Source organism: Frateuria sp. YIM B11624, from assembly GCF_049727805.1.
Lineage (GTDB): Bacteria > Pseudomonadota > Gammaproteobacteria > Xanthomonadales > Rhodanobacteraceae > Frateuria_A.
Genome location: NZ_JBCNYA010000004.1, coordinates 1 through 14,766, shown reverse-complemented (window position 1 = coordinate 14,766; position 14,766 = coordinate 1). Strand labels below are relative to the sequence as shown.

Below are 14,766 nucleotides of genomic sequence, written 5' to 3'. Positions count from 1 at the left end.
CATCCCCGGGTTAGTCCGTGAAGGCTACGCTGCGGCCCCTGCTTCTCACAAGCTTGACAGGAGGGAAGACCCCGCGGTCGCGCTCAATGGACGAGGAACCGCTCGTCGTCCTCGTTCCACTCGACGTAGTGGTCGAAGCCGCTGGTCTCCAGCGGGTGCCGGTCGTAGTCGGCGTGGTGGCGGGCCAGGGTTTCGCCGAGGCGATTTGCGTCCGGCCCGGACACGTCGTGGCTGGACGAGGGCGCGGCGAACGGTTTGAGGGCTGAGCGCACGTGGAAGAAGCGGGACAACATGGCACGACTCCTGCGGAAGGGTATCCGCGGTGGAGAACGACGCGTCCGTGCGAACGCGGAAACGAGCTGGGCAGAGCCCGTTCTCCATGACCATAGGATGCGCCTATTCGGCGAAGAGTTGCATAGACCGATGGCCTATTTTTGCGGCCGGGCCCGCTGCGATGAATGAGCGGCTTTCAGAACAGCGTGCCCTGGTCGACCAGCAGCTTGACCGGCGCGAAACTGCGCCGGTGCAGTACGCAGGGGCCGAGCCGCTTCAAGGCGGCGAAATGCTCCGGCGTGGAGTAGCCCTTGTGGCTGGCGAAGCCGTAGCCCGGGTAGTGGCCATCCATCACGCACATCAGCCGGTCGCGGGTGACCTTGGCGAGGATCGAGGCCGCGCTGATCGCCGGTTCGGACGCGTCGCCACCGACGATGGCGCGACCGGGACAGGGCAGGGCCTTGGGCAACTGGTTGCCGTCGACGATGGCCTCGTGCGCGCTGACGGCAAGGCCGGCCACCGCGCGGCACATGCCGGCCATGGTCGCCTGGAAGATGTTGATGCGGTCGATCTCGTCCACCTCGACCAGCACCACGTGCCAGGCCAGCGCGCGTTCGACGATCTGCGCGTAGAGCGCCTCGCGGCGCGCCTCGGTGAGCTTCTTGGAATCATCCAGGCCGCGGATGCGCCGGCGCGGGTTGAGGATCACCGCGGCCACCGCCAGCGGGCCGGCGAGCGGACCGCGGCCGGCTTCGTCGACGCCGGCAATGAGGCGTGCGATTTTCGGCAAAGGCCGGGTGCGCTCAGGCGCCTGATGGTTCGGCCGGGCGACATTGCATAGCACGTTTGCCTCCTCTCCCTTCCGGGGAGAGGATTGAGGTGAGGGGGCAAGGCTTGCGGGGGAATTCATCGCAGCGTGCTCCGTAGCCACGCTGTCGCCCGGGCGGCCCCTCACCCCAGCCCTCTCCCCGCAGGGGAGAGGGAGCACAGCAGCGGCTTCGTCGAGATCGTCAGGTCGCACGGGGAGCCTCCAGCAACTCGGCCACGGCGGCGGCCGCGCGTTCGCCGGCACCACCTTCTTCCGATCCGCGCAACACCCGGTGCAACTGCTCGAACGCCGCGACCACCTTGCCGCGCCGTTCGCTGTCGGCGAACAGCGCCAGCGTGGCGTCGGCGAGATTCGCGGCGGTGCAGTCGTCCTGCATCAGCTCGGGCACCAGCTTCTCCTGCCCCAGCCCGCAGGCGCGCGCCAGGATGTTCGGCAGCGCGTACACGTCGGTCTTGAGCATGTTGAACGCGCGCGCGATGCGGTAGCTCCAGGGAGAAACGCGGTAGCCCACCACCATCGGCCGCTTGGCCAGCATCGCTTCCAGCGTGGCCGTGCCGGAAGCCAGCAGCACCACGTCGGCGGCAAGCATGGCCTCGTGGGCATGGCCATCGATCAGCAGCGGCGCGCTCTCGTCGCGCGGCCCGCTGGACAGCAGCGCCTTCAGGCGGGCGTGCACCTGCGCGTTGGCCGCCGGAACCACGATGCGCAGGCCGGGCAGGGCCGCGCTGACCCGCCGTGCGGCCTCGATGAAGATCGCGCCCAGCCGGTCGATCTCCGAAGGCCGGCTGCCCGGCAGCACGGCGAGCACGGGCGCGTCCTGCGGAAGCTGCAGGGCCTCGCGCGCGCCGACCCGGTCGGAGACCAGCGCGAAACGGTCGGCCAGCGGATGGCCGACGAAGCGGGCGTCGATGCCGTGGCGGGCATAGATCGGCGGCTCCATCGGGAACAGACACAGCACGCGGTCGGCGCTCAGGCCGATCTTCTCCGCGCGCTTCTCGCGCCAGGCCCAGACCGACGGGCTGACGTAGTGCACGGTGCGCAGGCCGGCCTCCCGCAGGCGGCGCTCCACGCCCAGGTTGAAGTCAGGCGCGTCGATGCCGACCACCACGTCCGGACGCGCCTCGAGCAGCCGCTGCAGCAGCGCCTTGCGCAGGCGCAGCAGGCGCGGCAGGTGGCGGACCACTTCGGCAAAGCCCATCACCGACAGCTCGCGGATGTCGTGCCAGGACTCGAAACCCTCGCGCTGCATGCGCGCGCCGCCGATGCCGACGAAACGGGCATCCGGGTAGCGCCTGCGCAGCGCGGCGATCAACTCGGCGCCGAGCTGGTCGCCGGAATCCTCGCCGGCAATGAGGGCGATGAGGGGAGAGGAACTCATGGGGCGGGAGTGTAGCGCGCCTGCCCCAGCGGCCTGCGCGGGTTGCGGCAAAGAGGGCGCCGTTCTTGCTTTCGAAGAGGACGCGCTGATGCCTTACCGCGCCAGGGATCGCTCGCTGCGGTCCAGGAAGGCCAGCATCTCGCGCACGTCGTCGCTGTCCTGCGCCTGCGTGACCAGCTGCTGGCGCGCCTCGGGCAGCGACAGGCCGGCCATGTACAGCGTGCGGTAGGCGCGCTTGATCGCCGAGATGCGCGGCGCGTCGAAGCCGCGGCGCTTGAGGCCTTCGCTGTTGATGCCGCGCGGACGCCCGTGCTGCTCGTTGGCCATCATCACGAACGGCGGTACGTCCGAGCCGACCAGGCAGCCCATGCCGATGAACGCATGCGCGCCGACCTTGCAGAACTGGTGCACGCCGGCATAGCCGGAAATGATCACCCAGTCGCCGATCTCCACGTGCCCGGCCAGCGCCGAGTAGTTGGAGAACACCACGCGGTTGCCGACCTGACAGTCGTGTGCGATATGCACGTACGCGAGCAACCAGTTGTCGTCGCCGATGCGGGTGATGCCACCGCCCTCGCCGGTGCCGCGGCTGATGGTGACGAATTCGCGGATCAGGTTGCGGTCGCCGATCACCAGCTCGGTGCGCTCGCCGGCGAACTTCTTGTCCTGCGGCGGGCCGCCAATGGAGGCGAACTGGGTGATGCGGTTGTCGCGGCCGATCTTCGTCGGACCTTCGATCACCACGTGCGGACCGACCACCGTGCCCTCGCCGATCTCCACCTCCGCACCGATCACGCTGTAGGCGCCGATGGTGACGTTCCTGCCGATGACGGCGCCGGGATCGATCTGCGCGGTGGGGTGGATCATTTGTCGGACCTCGCGGCGCACATCAGCTCGCAGCTGGCCACTTCCTTGCCCTCGACCAGCGAGCGGGCGACGAACAGGCCCATGCCGCGCATCAGGCGCTTGAGCGAGACTTCCAGGCGGAGCTGGTCGCCCGGCACCACCGGTGCGTTGAAGCGGGCGTTGTCGACCTTCGCGAGGTAGAACAGCGGGCTGCCCTGGTCGCCCTTCATGCGGCTGGAGATCTGCGTCAGCAGGCCGGCGGCCTGGGCCATCGCCTCGACGATCAGCACGCCCGGCATCACCGGATGGCCGGGGAAGTGGCCCAGGAAGAAGTGCTCGTTGATGGTCACGTTCTTCAGCGCCACCACGCTCACGTCCGGCACCAGCTCGATCACGCGGTCGACCAGCAGGAACGGATAGCGGTGCGGCAGCAGTTGCTGGATCTGCTCCACGTTGACCGGCAGGGTCCAGGTCGCGGGGGTATCACTCATCGTTACTGTCCTTCTCCAGCGCCGACAGGCGGCGCGCGTACTCATCCAGGTGCTTGAAGCGGGCGGCGTTCTTGCGCCACAGGCGGTTGTCCTGCAGCGGCACGCCCGAGGAATATTCGCCTGGCTCGCGGATCGAATGCGTGACCAGGCTCTTGGCGGTAATGGTAACCCGGTCGGCAAGTTCCAGATGGCCAAGTACGCCGGCGTTGCCGCCGATCTGGCAATAGCGACCGATCCTGGCGCTGCCGGCCACCGCCGCACAGCCGGCCATGGCCGTGTGCGCGCCGATGTGGACGTTGTGGGCGATCTGGATCTGGTTGTCCAGCCGCACGTCCTCTTCCAGCACGGTGTCTTCCAGCGCGCCGCGGTCGATCGTGGTGTTGGCGCCGATCTCGCAGTCGTCGCCGATGCGTACGCCGCCGAGTTGCGGGATCTTCACCCAGTGGTCCCGTTCGAACGCGAGCCCGAAGCCGTCCGAGCCGATCACCGCGCCCGGATGCACCAGCACGCGCCTGCCCAGGGTGACCCGGATCACCAGCGTGACGCGGGCGACCAGCCGCGATTGGGCGCCGACCGTGCAGTCGGGGCCGACGATGCAATGCGGGCCGAGCACCGCGCCATCCCCGACCACCGCGCCATCCTCGATCACACAGTGCGGTCCGATGCTGGCGCTGGCGCTGACCTTGGCGCTGGTGGCGACCACCGCGCTGGGGTGGATGCCGCGCGGTGCGGTGGGCAGGCGCTCGAACAGCGCGGCGATCTTCGCGTAGGCGACGTAGGGATCGGCGGCGACCAGCGCCGCGGTCGGGCAATCGCCCAGGTTTTCCTCACGCAGCACCACCACGCCCGCCTGGGTGGCCTTCAGCTGGGTGGTGTACTTGCTGTTGGAGAGGAAGCTGAGCTGACCCGGTTGCGCCGCGGCGAGCGTGCCCACGCCGTCGATCCGTCGCGCACCGTCGCCGTGGAAGGCGAAGCCGAACCGCTCGGCCAGCTCGGCCACCGTGTAGTTGTGCTCGCTCATGCGCGCTCCTTTGGGGCAGGGCATTGTAGGCGAGGGCGCCGTGAGGCACGACTCCCGGTTCCGCAAACAAAACGCGGCCCATTGGGCCGCGTTCCGCGAAACCAGCGGCGTTGCCGGCTAGAACTGGCTGCCGAAGGTGAACTGGATGCGCTCCTCGTAATGCCGGTCCTCCGGCTTGGAGCGGATCGGCATCGCGAAGTTGATGATCAGCGGGCCGATCGGCGCCTGCCACTGCAGCGCGATACCCGCCGAGGCGCGCAGGTCGCTGGCATCGAACGCCTGGTAATTGCGGAAGGCGTTGCCGACATCGACGAACGCCGACACGCGCGCGGTGTTGATGTCCTTGAGGAACGGCAACGGGATGAACAGCTGCGCCGTGCCCAGCACCTTGAACGCACCGCCGATCGGCTGGGCGTACTGGTAGTAGCCGTTGGTGCAGGTGCCGTTGGCATTGGGCACGCTGGAGGCGCCGTTGGCACCGATACATACCTTCGGGCCCAGCGTGTTGTCCTGGAAGCCGCGCACGTCGCGCACGCCGCCGGAATAGAAGTTCTCCCAGAACGGGAAGTCGTAGGGCTGGCCTGCCACGTAATCGCCGAAGGTACGGCTGTAGGTCTGGTTGCCATAACTGTCGCCGTAGCCGACCTGGCCGTCCAGGTACAGCACGAAACCGCCGCCGACCGGCCAGTAGTGGTTGGCCTCGCCCATGAACTTGTAGTACTGCACGGTGGAGCCGGGCAGCGCGACCTCGGTGCTGGCCGAGAGCAGGCCGCCGCGGGTGGGCGCCCAGTAGCCGTTGCGGGTGTCGTGGTTCCAGCCCAGCGTGCCGGTCCAGGTGTGGATGGTCTTGTTGCCGATCGCGTTCTGGTAGTCGACCAGCACCTGCGGGGTGATGCCCGGGTAGGTGTTGATCTTGTTGCTGGAAAGCCCTAAGCCCACGCGCAGGCCATCGGTTTCGCTGATCGGAATGCCGAGGTAGCTTGAGAATGCCTTGGTGCTGTTCTCGTAGTTGGCGAAATCGGTGTTGCCGTAGTCGGTCTTCGAATAGGTGGCGTTGTAGCCGATGCCGATGCCGTTGTCGGTCAGGTACGGGTTGTAGTAGCTGGCGGTGATGCGCGAGTAATAGCTCGAATGCTCGGCGCCCACGCTGAAGCTGTCGCCGGTGCCCAGGAAGTTGTTCTGCGAGACCGAGGCGTTGAGGATCACGCCCGAGTACTGCGAGTAGCCCACGCCGAACATCAGGCTGCCGGCGGACTGTTCCTCCACCTTCACCGTGACGTCGACCTGGTCCTGGGTGCCGGGCACGCGCTGCTTGTCGACGTCGACCTTCTTGAAGTAGCCCAGTCGCTGCAAGCGGATCTTGGAACGGTCGATCGCTGCCTGCGAGTAGAAGCTGCCCTCGAGCTGGCGCATCTCGCGGCGCAGCACATCGTCTTCGGTACGCGTGTTGCCCTGGAACACCACCCGGCGCACGTATACGCGCTGGCCCGGCTCGATGTAGAAGGTCATGTCGACCGTGCGCTTTTCCTTGTCCAGCTTCGGGATCGGCGTGACCTTGGCGTAGGCGTAGCCGATGTTGGCGAGCACGCCCTTGATCGTGTCGGAAGTCGCCTCCACCGCCTTGCGGTTGAAGGTATCGCCCTTCTTGACGAACACCAGCTTGCGCAGCAGGTCTTCGGACAGGATCAGCTCGCCCAGCAGGTGCACGTCCGAAACGGTATAGATCTCGCCTTCCTTGATGCTGGCGGCGATGTACATCGTGCGCTTGTCCGGCGCGATGGTGACCTGCGAGGAGTCGACACCGAAGTCGGCATAACCACGGTCCATGTAGTAGGACTGCAGCTTCTCCAGGTCGCCGGAGAGCTTCTCGCGCGAGTACTGGTCGTTCTTGGAGTACCAGGACATCCAGTTGGTGGTGCCCGACTCGAAGTCCTCGCGGATGTCCTTGTCGGTGAATGCGGTGTTGCCGACGATATTGATCTGCTTGATCTTGGCCGCCTTGCCCTCGCGGATCTCGACGTCGATCGCCACGCGGTTGCGGTCCAGCCGGGTCACGTGCGGGTCGACCGAGACGTTGTACTTGCCGCGGTTGTAGTACTGGCGGATCAGTTCCTGCTGCACGCGGTCCAGCGACAGCCGGTCGAAGGTTTCGCCCTCGGACAGGCCGATCTCCTTCAGGCCCTTGCGCAGGTCGTCTTCCTTGATGTCCTTGTTGCCGCGCAGGGTGAGCTTGGCGATGGAGGGACGTTCGACCACCTTGATCACCAGGATGTTGCCCTCGCGCGAGAGCTCCACGTCGCTGAAGAACTTGGTGTCATAGAGGGCGCGGATGGCGCGCGCGGCCTCATCGTCGGTCAGGCGGTCGCCCTTGTTGACCGGCAGGTAGTTGTAGACGGTGCCGGCGGAGATGCGGTTGAGGCCATCGATGCGGATGTCGGAAACGACGAACGGCTCGAACCCCGCCAGGGCGTTCGCGGAGAGGGAGGCAAGCAGGAGCAGGGCGGCGATACGCTTCATCGTCGATTCCGGTGGGTTATTCCGACGGCCGGCCGCGAGGCCGTTCCGAGCATGAGCCTTGAGGGAAGGAGCCAGCCCCGTCCCGGAACGCATCCGCACCCGCCACGGGCGTCGCCGCCGCCGTTGGGCCGATAGCCGCGGGGAGGGGCGTGCGCGTCACGAAAGCAGGGTGCGGTGTATGTCGTTGTAGAAAGCCAGACCCATCAGCGTGAACAGCAGGACCAGGCCGATGTACTGGCCGATCATCTGGGTCCGCTCGCTTACCGGGCTGCCTTTGACCAACTCGATAAGGTAATACAGCAGGTGACCGCCGTCCAAGATCGGGATCGGCAGCAGGTTGAGGATCGCCAGGCTCAGCGACACCAGCGCCAGGAAGTTGAGGAACCAGGGCAGGCCCATCTGCGCCGACTGGTTGGCGACCTGGGCGATGCCGATCACGCCGGACAGGTTCTGCGTGGACGCCTGCCCGGTGACCATCTTGCCGATCATGGTGAAGGTCTGGCGGGTGGTGTCCCAGGTGGAATCCAGCGCCGCGCCAAGCGCCTTGACCGGGCCGTAGCGGCGCATGGCGTTTTCCGGTGGGACGGCGCCGATGCCGACCGACCAGCGGGCCGGCTGGCCCTGCAGGGACTCGTAGCGCGCGACCAGCGGCAGGTGCAGGGTCTGCCCGCCGCGCCGGACGGTCACGTCGAGTCTGGGCGAATCGGTCGCGGCAGCCTTGACCGCCCTGGCGAACGCGTCGAAGTCAGCGACCGGTTTGCCATTGACCGCCAGCAGCACGTCGCCCGACTGCATGCCGGCCTGCGCGGCCGGCTGCCCGGGCAGCACCGTGGCGGCGATCGCGGGCGCCGGTGCGAGCTTCAGGCCCAGCGCGTCGAAGTACTTGTCGATGCTGCGCCCGGCCGGCAGCTGCTGCAGCGGCAGCACCACGTCGCGCTGGCTGCCGTCGCGGCCCTTGACCACCAGCGGCAGCGGCTCGCGGCCGAGCAGCGCGGTGGCGATGTCGTCCATCGCATCGCTCATGGTGGCCACCGGTTCGCCGTCCACGCGCAGCAGGCGGTCGCCGGACTGGATGCCGGCAGTGGCGGCAAGGCTGCCGGGGGTGGCGGTTACCACCGGTGCGGCGTCCGGGCGGCCGAGCATGAACATCAGCCACAGCGCGGCGACCGCGAAGATCAGGTTGAAACCCGGGCCGGCGACGACGATGGCGATGCGCTTCCACACGCTCTTGCCGGTGAACTCGACCTCGCGCAGGGCCGGATCGACCTCGCCCTCGCGGGCGTCGAGCATCTTCACGTAGCCGCCGAGCGGAATCATCGCGACCTGGTATTCGGTGCCGTCGCGGCCGATCCGCTTCCACACCGCGCGGCCGAAGCCCACGGAAAAGCGCAGCACCTTGACGCCGCAGCGGCGCGCGACCCAGTAGTGGCCGAACTCATGGAAGGTCACCAGCACGCCGAGCGTGACCAGCAACCAGAACACCGAGCCGAAGAAGGGATTCATCGAAAAACCTGGGGATTACTTCTCTGTCCGAGCTTATCAGCAAGCCGTGCGCAACTTCCGCCGGGCCACTGAACGGGCCTGCGCATCGCGTTCACGCAGCGTCTGGACATCGACCACGGGCTGCGCCGGCAGTTCCGCAAGCACGCCCTCGACCAGGTCGGCGATGGACAGGAACGGCAGCGCGCCGGCCAGGAAGGCCTCCACCGCGACCTCGTTGGCCGCGTTGAGGATGGCCGGGGCGTCGCCACCCTCGCGCAGCGCCGCGAAGGCCAGCGCCAGGCAGCGGAAGGTCGCCAGGTCCGGCTGCTCGAACGCCAGCGGCGCACAGGCGGCCAGGTCCAGCGGCGCCACGCCCGCTTCGATGCGCTCGGGCCAGGCCAGCGCGTGGGCGATCGCCGTACGCATGTCCGGATTACCCAGTTGTGCCAGCACCGAGCCGTCGGCGTACTCGACCATCGAATGGATCATGCTCTGCGGGTGCACGACCACCTCGATGCGCTCGGGCGCCGCGCCGAACAGGTGATGCGCCTCGATGACCTCCAGACCCTTGTTCATCAGGGTGGCCGAGTCGACCGAGATCTTGCGGCCCATCACCCAGTTGGGATGCTTGCAGGCCTGCGCCGGCGTAACCCCGGCGAGCTCGGCCCGGCTGCGCCCGCGGAACGGGCCCCCGGAGGCGGTCAGGATCAGGCGGCGTACGCCCTTGGCATCCAGGTCGGGACGGCCGCCCGGCAGGCACTGGAAGATCGCGTTGTGTTCGGAATCGACCGGCACCAGCTCGCCGCCGCCCTCGCGCAGCGCGGCCAGCAGCAGCGGACCGGCCATCACGATGGATTCCTTGTTGGCCAGCAGCAGGCGCTTGCCGGCGCGGGCGGCGGCCAGGGTCGAATCGAGCCCGGCGGCGCCGACGATCGCGGCGACCACGGTATCGCACAGCGGACCGGCCGCCGCGGTAGTGATCGCCTCGGGGCCGCTGGCCACCTCGCAGCGCACGCCGGCAGCGGTGAGCTGGCGGGCGAGCGCGCTTTCCATCGCCGGATCCGCGATGATCGCGAGCTCCGGCCGATGCGCCACGCACAGCGCCACCAGCGCCTCGACGTTGCGATGGGCGACCAGCACGCTCGCGCGGAAGCGCTCAGGGTGGCGGGCGATCACGTCGAGCGTGCTGCCGCCGATCGAGCCGGTGGCGCCGAGCACGGCGACACGGCGGGGCGTGGCCGTACTCATAGGCCCAACAGCAGCTTGCCCAGCGCGAACACCGGCACCGCGGCGAACACGCTGTCCATGCGGTCGAGCAGGCCGCCGTGGCCGGGGAACATGCGGCCGGAATCCTTCACCTGGGCGTGGCGCTTCATCAGGCTCTCGACCAGGTCGCCGACCACCGAGGCCGCCACGGTGACCACCGCTAGCACGGCCAGGCCGAACAGGCCCGCGCCCTTCACGCCGAGCAGCCAGCCGCCAAGCACCGCGATCAGCGCGCCGGCGACGAAGGCGCCGACTACGCCGGCCCAGGTCTTGCCCGGGCTGATGTTGGGCGCGAGTTTGCGCTTGCCCAGGAAGCGACCGCTGAAATAGGCGCCGATGTCGGCGGCCCAGACGATCGCCAGCGCCAGGAAGGTCCACCAGTGGCCGTAGGGCTCGCTGCCGTGCAGCGTCAGCAGGCCGACGAAGGCAGGGAACACCACGAACACGCCGGCGGCGAGCTTGAGGTTGCGATTTTCCGTAGTGGGCGAGGCGGCGAAGGCGAAGTGCTTCAGCCACACGCAGGCGAGCACCCACCAGGCGACGCCGGCGACGAGCAGCGGCCATCGCAGGGCAGCCATCTGCCACCACAGGAACGCGAACACCAGCAGCGCCGCGCCCAGCATTCCGGCGCGCACCTGGCGGTTGCGCAGGCCCGACAGGCGCGTCCATTCCCACAGCGCGGCCAGGAATACCACCACCACCACCAGGGCGAACAGCCAGGTGGGCGGCAGCAGGATCACGCCGATCGCCAGGGGCGCGAGCAGCAGGGCGGTGAGGGTGCGTTGGAGCAGCATCGAGGATCCTTGGCTTATCGCCCGATCATACGGACGGGGCGACCTGCTCGCCGGTCTTGCCATAACGGCGTTCGCGGCGGGCAAAGTCCTCGATGGCGCGGGCCAGGCACGCCTGGTCGAAGTCCGGCCACAAGGTGTCGGTGAAATAGAGCTCGGCATAGGCGATCTGCCAGAGCAGGAAGTTGCTGACGCGGACCTCGCCGCCGGTGCGGATGAACAGGTCCAGCGGCGGCAGCTCGGCCAGGCTGGTGAACCCGCCCAGGCGGGCCTCGTCGATCTCGTCCACCTGCAGTTCGCCCTGGGCCACCGCGATGGCGGCCTGGCGCGCGGCATGCACGATGTCCCAGCGGCCGCCGTAGTTGACCGCGACGTTCAGCGCGAGCTTGAGGTTGCCTGCGGTGCGCGCCATCGCCAGTTCCATGCGCTTGCGCAGTTCGGCGTTGAACGCGGTGAGGTCGCCGATGAAGCGCAGCCGCACGCCCTGCTCGTGCAGTTCGTCGACCTCCTTGTCCAGCGCACGCAGGAACAGCTCCATCAGTGCGCCGACTTCCTCGTCCGGACGGCGCCAGTTCTCGCTGGAGAAGGCGAACAGCGTGAGCGCTTCGACACCCTGCCGCAGGCAGCCCTCGACCACCTCACGCACCGCCTTGCGGCCGGCGTTGTGGCCGAAGCTGCGCGGACGCAGGCGCGCCTTCGCCCAGCGGCCGTTGCCGTCCATCACGATGGCGATGTGGCGGGGGATGGTCATACGCTTGAGTCCTTCTCCCCGCCGGGGAGAAGGTGGCCCGAAGGGTCGGATGAGGGGCGGGGCTCGCGGGGAAGGCTGGGCCTGCAAGCCCTTCGCAAGAGCCGCCCCTCACCCCAGCCCTCTCCCCGGAGGGGAGAGGGAGCAGAGCAGGAGCGCGTCGGGACATTCATGGCAATGAGCAGCGTGCCGCTCAAATCGCCATCAGCTCGTCTTCCTTGGCTTTGACCACGCCGTCGACTTCCTTGACGAAGCGGTCGGTCAGCTTCTGGATCTCGTCGTCGGCGCGGCGCTCGTCGTCCTCGCTGATCTGCTTGTCCTTGACCAGGTCCTTGACCTTCTGCATGGCGTCGCGGCGGATGTTGCGGATCGCGATCTTGGCGTTCTCACCCTCGTGCGACACGTGCTTGGCCAGCTCCTTGCGGCGCTCCTCGGTCAGCGGCGGCATGTTCAGGCGAATCACGGTGCCGGCGGTGGTCGGCGTGACGCCGATGTCCGAGGCCATGATCGCCTTCTCGATCGGGCCGACCATGCTCTTCTCGAAAGGCGAGATCTGGATCGAGCGGGCGTCGGCCAGCGACACCGAGGCGACCTGGTTCAGCGGCATGTCCGAGCCGTAGTAGGGCACCTTGATGTGGTCCACCAGCGCGGTGCTGGCGCGGCCGGTGCGCAGGCGGGTCAGGTCGTGCTTGAGCGCGTCGATGCTCTTGCCCATGCGGGTCTGGGCATCGGTCTTGATGTCGTTGAGCATGGGAGTCACCCGGCGTTGCGTGAAGCTCGAAAGTATAGCAGTGCGGAGGTGCGGCAGCCCTACGCGGGTCAGCTGGCGGTGACCAGCGTACCGACCTGCTCGCCGCGCATGATCCGCATGAGGTTGCCCGGCACCGTCATGTCGTAGATGCGCAGCGGCATGCCATGGTCGCGGCACAGCGCGATGGCGGCGGTGTCCATCACCTGCAGGTTGCGCTGGATCACCTCGTCGTAGGTGAGCCGCTCGTAGCGCGTGGCGCTGGCGTCCCGGGCCGGATCGGCGGTGTACACGCCGTCGACCTTGGTCGCCTTGAGCAGCAGGTCCGCGCCGATCTCCACCGCGCGCAACGCGGCCGCCGAGTCGGTGGTGAAGAACGGGTTGCCGGTGCCGGCCGCGAACAGCGCGATGCGGCCCTTCTCGATGTGGCGGATGGCGCGGCGGCGGATGAAATCCTCGGACACGTCGTGGATCTGGATCGCGCTCATCACGCGCGCGTAGCCGCCGCGCTTCTCGATCGCATCGGCCATCGCCAGCGCGTTCATGACGGTGGCGAGCATGCCCATGTGGTCGCCGGTGACGCGGTCCATGCCGGCAGCGGCGAGACCCGCACCGCGGAAGATGTTGCCGCCGCCGATCACCACGCCCACTTCCACGCCGGCCCTGCGCACCTCGATGATCTCGTCGGCCAGACGGCCGATCACCTTCGGGTCGATGCCGTAGTCCGCCTCACCCATCAGGGCTTCACCGGAGAGCTTGAGCAGGATGCGGCGGTACGTGGGCTGGTCGCTCATGGGGTCTCCGGATTGTGGGTAAACCGGCGTATTGTAGCGGGCGCGCCGGGGTGCCGTCAGGCGCGATGCGGCGCGCGCGGTGCGGATCGTTCATGCTGTCCCGCCCGCCCGTGACCGGAATTTCCATGCATCTTGGTGCGATTGCCCTGCTGGTGCGCGATTACGACGAGGCCATCGCCTGGTTCACCAGTTGCCTTGGCTTCCACCTGCTCGAGAACTCGCCGCAAGGTCCGGGCAAGCGCTGGGTCGTCGTGGCGCCCCCGGGTTCGCACGAGACGCGCCTGCTGCTGGCGAAGGCGGCCGATCCGCGGCAGTTGCAGGCGGTGGGCAACCAGTCGGGCGGGCGGGTATTCCTGTTTCTGGAGACGGCGGATTTCCGCGCCAGCTACGCGGTGATGCGGGCCAGGGGCGTGCGTTTCTGCGAGGAGCCGCGCGAAGAGGCCTACGGGACGGTCGCCGTGTTCGAGGACCTGTACGGCAACCGCTGGGACCTGTTGCAGCGCAAGGGCTGAGTGCTGCGCGACGGGCGAAACCCGGGCACAAAAAAGGCCGCGGTTGCCCGCGGCCTTCTTCGCACGAGCGATGCGTGGCGCTTACGCCAGGCCCGCCTGCTTCATCACTTCGGCGTGGAAGTCCTCTTCCACCTTCTCGATGCCTTCGCCGACGGCCAGGCGCACCACCTGCTGCACGTCCGCGCCTTCCTTCTTCAGCGCGTCGCCCACGGTCGTGTTGGTGTCCAGCACGTAGGCCTGGCCGAGCAGGGTGACTTCCGAGATGATCTTGTTGATCTTGCCGGAGATGATCTTCTCCAGGATCTCGGCCGGCTTGGCCTTGTCCTTGTCGGACATCTGGCTCAGCGCGATTTCCTTTTCCTTGGCGATGAAGTCGGCCGGCACGTCCTCGGCGCGCACATACGGCGGGTTCATCGCCGCCACGTGCATCGCCACGCCCTTGGCCAGCTCCTCGGAGCCGCCCTTGACCGCCACCAGCACGCCGATGCGGCCGCCGTGGATGTAACTGCCGATCTTGCCGTCGCTCTCTACGCGCGCCATGCGGCGCACTTCGATCTTCTCGCCGATGGTGGCGACCAGGCCCTTGGCGGCCTCTTCCACGGTGCTGCCGCCCGGGTAAGCGGCGGCGTTGAGCGCGGCCACGTCGGCGGCGCCCGACTTCAGCGCAACGTCGGCGACGGTGTCGCTGAACTTGACGAAATCGGGGTTCTTGGTGACGAAGTCGGTCTCGCAGTTGACCTCGACCAGCACGGCGGCGCCATCCTTGTGGGCCGAGACGATGCGGCCTTCGGCGGCGACGCGGCTGGCCTTCTTATCGGCCTTGGCCAGGCCCGACTTGCGCAGCCATTCCATGGCGACGTCGATGTCACCGTTGTTCTCGACCAGCGCCTTCTTGCATTCCATCATGCCGGCGCCGGAGCGCTCGCGCAGCTCCTTGACCAGTTGTGCGGAGATATTGCTCATCTGAAATCCTCGAATCTTGGTGCGCCGTGGCGGCGGACCGCCACGGCGCAAGTGAAAGGCTTACTCGGCGTCGGCCTGCTCGCGACTGCCACCTCCGCCCCCCCCCC

15 protein-coding genes are annotated in these 14,766 nt (G+C 68.0%); 1 reads left to right on the top strand and 14 read right to left on the bottom strand.

Translation table 11 applies throughout. The features are described from left to right. Positions 1–83 precede the first annotated feature (83 nt). The 13 genes from AAIL17_RS02845 to pyrH all read right to left on the bottom strand — a co-directional run bounded on the left by AAIL17_RS02845 (position 84) and on the right by pyrH (position 13,184). Complete coding sequence (locus AAIL17_RS02845) at positions 84–293, bottom strand: hypothetical protein (protein ID WP_424681301.1); 210 nt, start codon at positions 291–293, stop codon at positions 84–86. 176 nt (positions 294–469) lie between these two features. Beyond that, the gene (gene rnhB / locus AAIL17_RS02840; RefSeq protein ID WP_424681300.1) at positions 470–1,063 is read right to left on the bottom strand and encodes a ribonuclease HII; all 594 of its coding nucleotides are present in this window, start codon (positions 1,061–1,063) and stop codon (positions 470–472) included. Positions 1,064–1,283: 220 nt separating this feature from the next. Next, a complete protein-coding gene (lpxB, locus tag AAIL17_RS02835) occupies positions 1,284–2,480 on the bottom strand; it encodes a lipid-A-disaccharide synthase (RefSeq protein ID WP_424681299.1) in 1,197 nt (398 codons plus the stop codon). A gap of 93 nt (positions 2,481–2,573) precedes the next feature. Then, positions 2,574–3,347, bottom strand: a complete 774-nt coding sequence (lpxA, locus tag AAIL17_RS02830) for an acyl-ACP--UDP-N-acetylglucosamine O-acyltransferase (protein ID WP_424681298.1) — start codon at positions 3,345–3,347, stop codon at positions 2,574–2,576. Further along, a complete protein-coding gene (fabZ, locus tag AAIL17_RS02825) occupies positions 3,344–3,817 on the bottom strand; it encodes a 3-hydroxyacyl-ACP dehydratase FabZ (protein ID WP_424681297.1) in 474 nt (157 codons plus the stop codon). The genes lpxA and fabZ overlap by 4 nt, the downstream gene beginning before the upstream one ends. Beyond that, on the bottom strand, positions 3,810–4,838 hold the full coding sequence (lpxD, locus tag AAIL17_RS02820; protein ID WP_424681296.1) for a UDP-3-O-(3-hydroxymyristoyl)glucosamine N-acyltransferase: 1,029 nt from the start codon (positions 4,836–4,838) through the stop codon (positions 3,810–3,812). Before lpxD ends, fabZ begins: the two co-directional genes overlap by 8 nt. Positions 4,839–4,955: 117 nt before the next feature. Continuing rightward, complete coding sequence (bamA, locus tag AAIL17_RS02815) at positions 4,956–7,355, bottom strand: outer membrane protein assembly factor BamA (RefSeq protein WP_424681295.1); 2,400 nt, start codon at positions 7,353–7,355, stop codon at positions 4,956–4,958. Between the two features lie 156 nt (positions 7,356–7,511). Further along, positions 7,512–8,858 carry an RIP metalloprotease RseP gene (gene rseP, locus AAIL17_RS02810; RefSeq protein ID WP_424681294.1) on the bottom strand — a complete coding sequence of 449 codons (1,347 nt, stop codon included), beginning with the start codon at positions 8,856–8,858 and terminating at the stop codon, positions 7,512–7,514. A 36-nt stretch (positions 8,859–8,894) separates the two neighbouring features. Beyond that, entirely contained in the window at positions 8,895–10,085 is a 1,191-nt protein-coding gene (locus AAIL17_RS02805) for a 1-deoxy-D-xylulose-5-phosphate reductoisomerase (protein WP_424681293.1), read from the bottom strand. Further along, positions 10,082–10,897 carry a phosphatidate cytidylyltransferase gene (locus AAIL17_RS02800; protein WP_424681292.1) on the bottom strand — a complete coding sequence of 272 codons (816 nt, stop codon included), beginning with the start codon at positions 10,895–10,897 and terminating at the stop codon, positions 10,082–10,084. Before AAIL17_RS02800 ends, AAIL17_RS02805 begins: the two co-directional genes overlap by 4 nt. Positions 10,898–10,922: 25 nt before the next feature. Beyond that, positions 10,923–11,645, bottom strand: a complete 723-nt coding sequence (gene uppS, locus AAIL17_RS02795) for a polyprenyl diphosphate synthase (protein ID WP_424681291.1) — start codon at positions 11,643–11,645, stop codon at positions 10,923–10,925. Positions 11,646–11,835: 190 nt separating this feature from the next. After that, entirely contained in the window at positions 11,836–12,393 is a 558-nt protein-coding gene (gene frr / locus AAIL17_RS02790; protein ID WP_424681290.1) for a ribosome recycling factor, read from the bottom strand. A 68-nt stretch (positions 12,394–12,461) separates the two neighbouring features. Next, positions 12,462–13,184, bottom strand: a complete 723-nt coding sequence (pyrH, locus tag AAIL17_RS02785; protein ID WP_424681289.1) for a UMP kinase — start codon at positions 13,182–13,184, stop codon at positions 12,462–12,464. Between the two features lie 119 nt (positions 13,185–13,303). Here pyrH and AAIL17_RS02780 point away from each other — a divergent pair, with 119 nt between their 5' ends. After that, a complete protein-coding gene (locus tag AAIL17_RS02780; RefSeq protein ID WP_424681417.1) occupies positions 13,304–13,696 on the top strand; it encodes a VOC family protein in 393 nt (130 codons plus the stop codon). An 81-nt stretch (positions 13,697–13,777) separates the two neighbouring features. Here AAIL17_RS02780 and tsf read toward each other — a convergent pair whose 3' ends face one another. Then, positions 13,778–14,659, bottom strand: a complete 882-nt coding sequence (gene tsf / locus AAIL17_RS02775; RefSeq protein ID WP_424681288.1) for a translation elongation factor Ts — start codon at positions 14,657–14,659, stop codon at positions 13,778–13,780. Between the last annotated feature and the right edge of the window lie 107 nt (positions 14,660–14,766).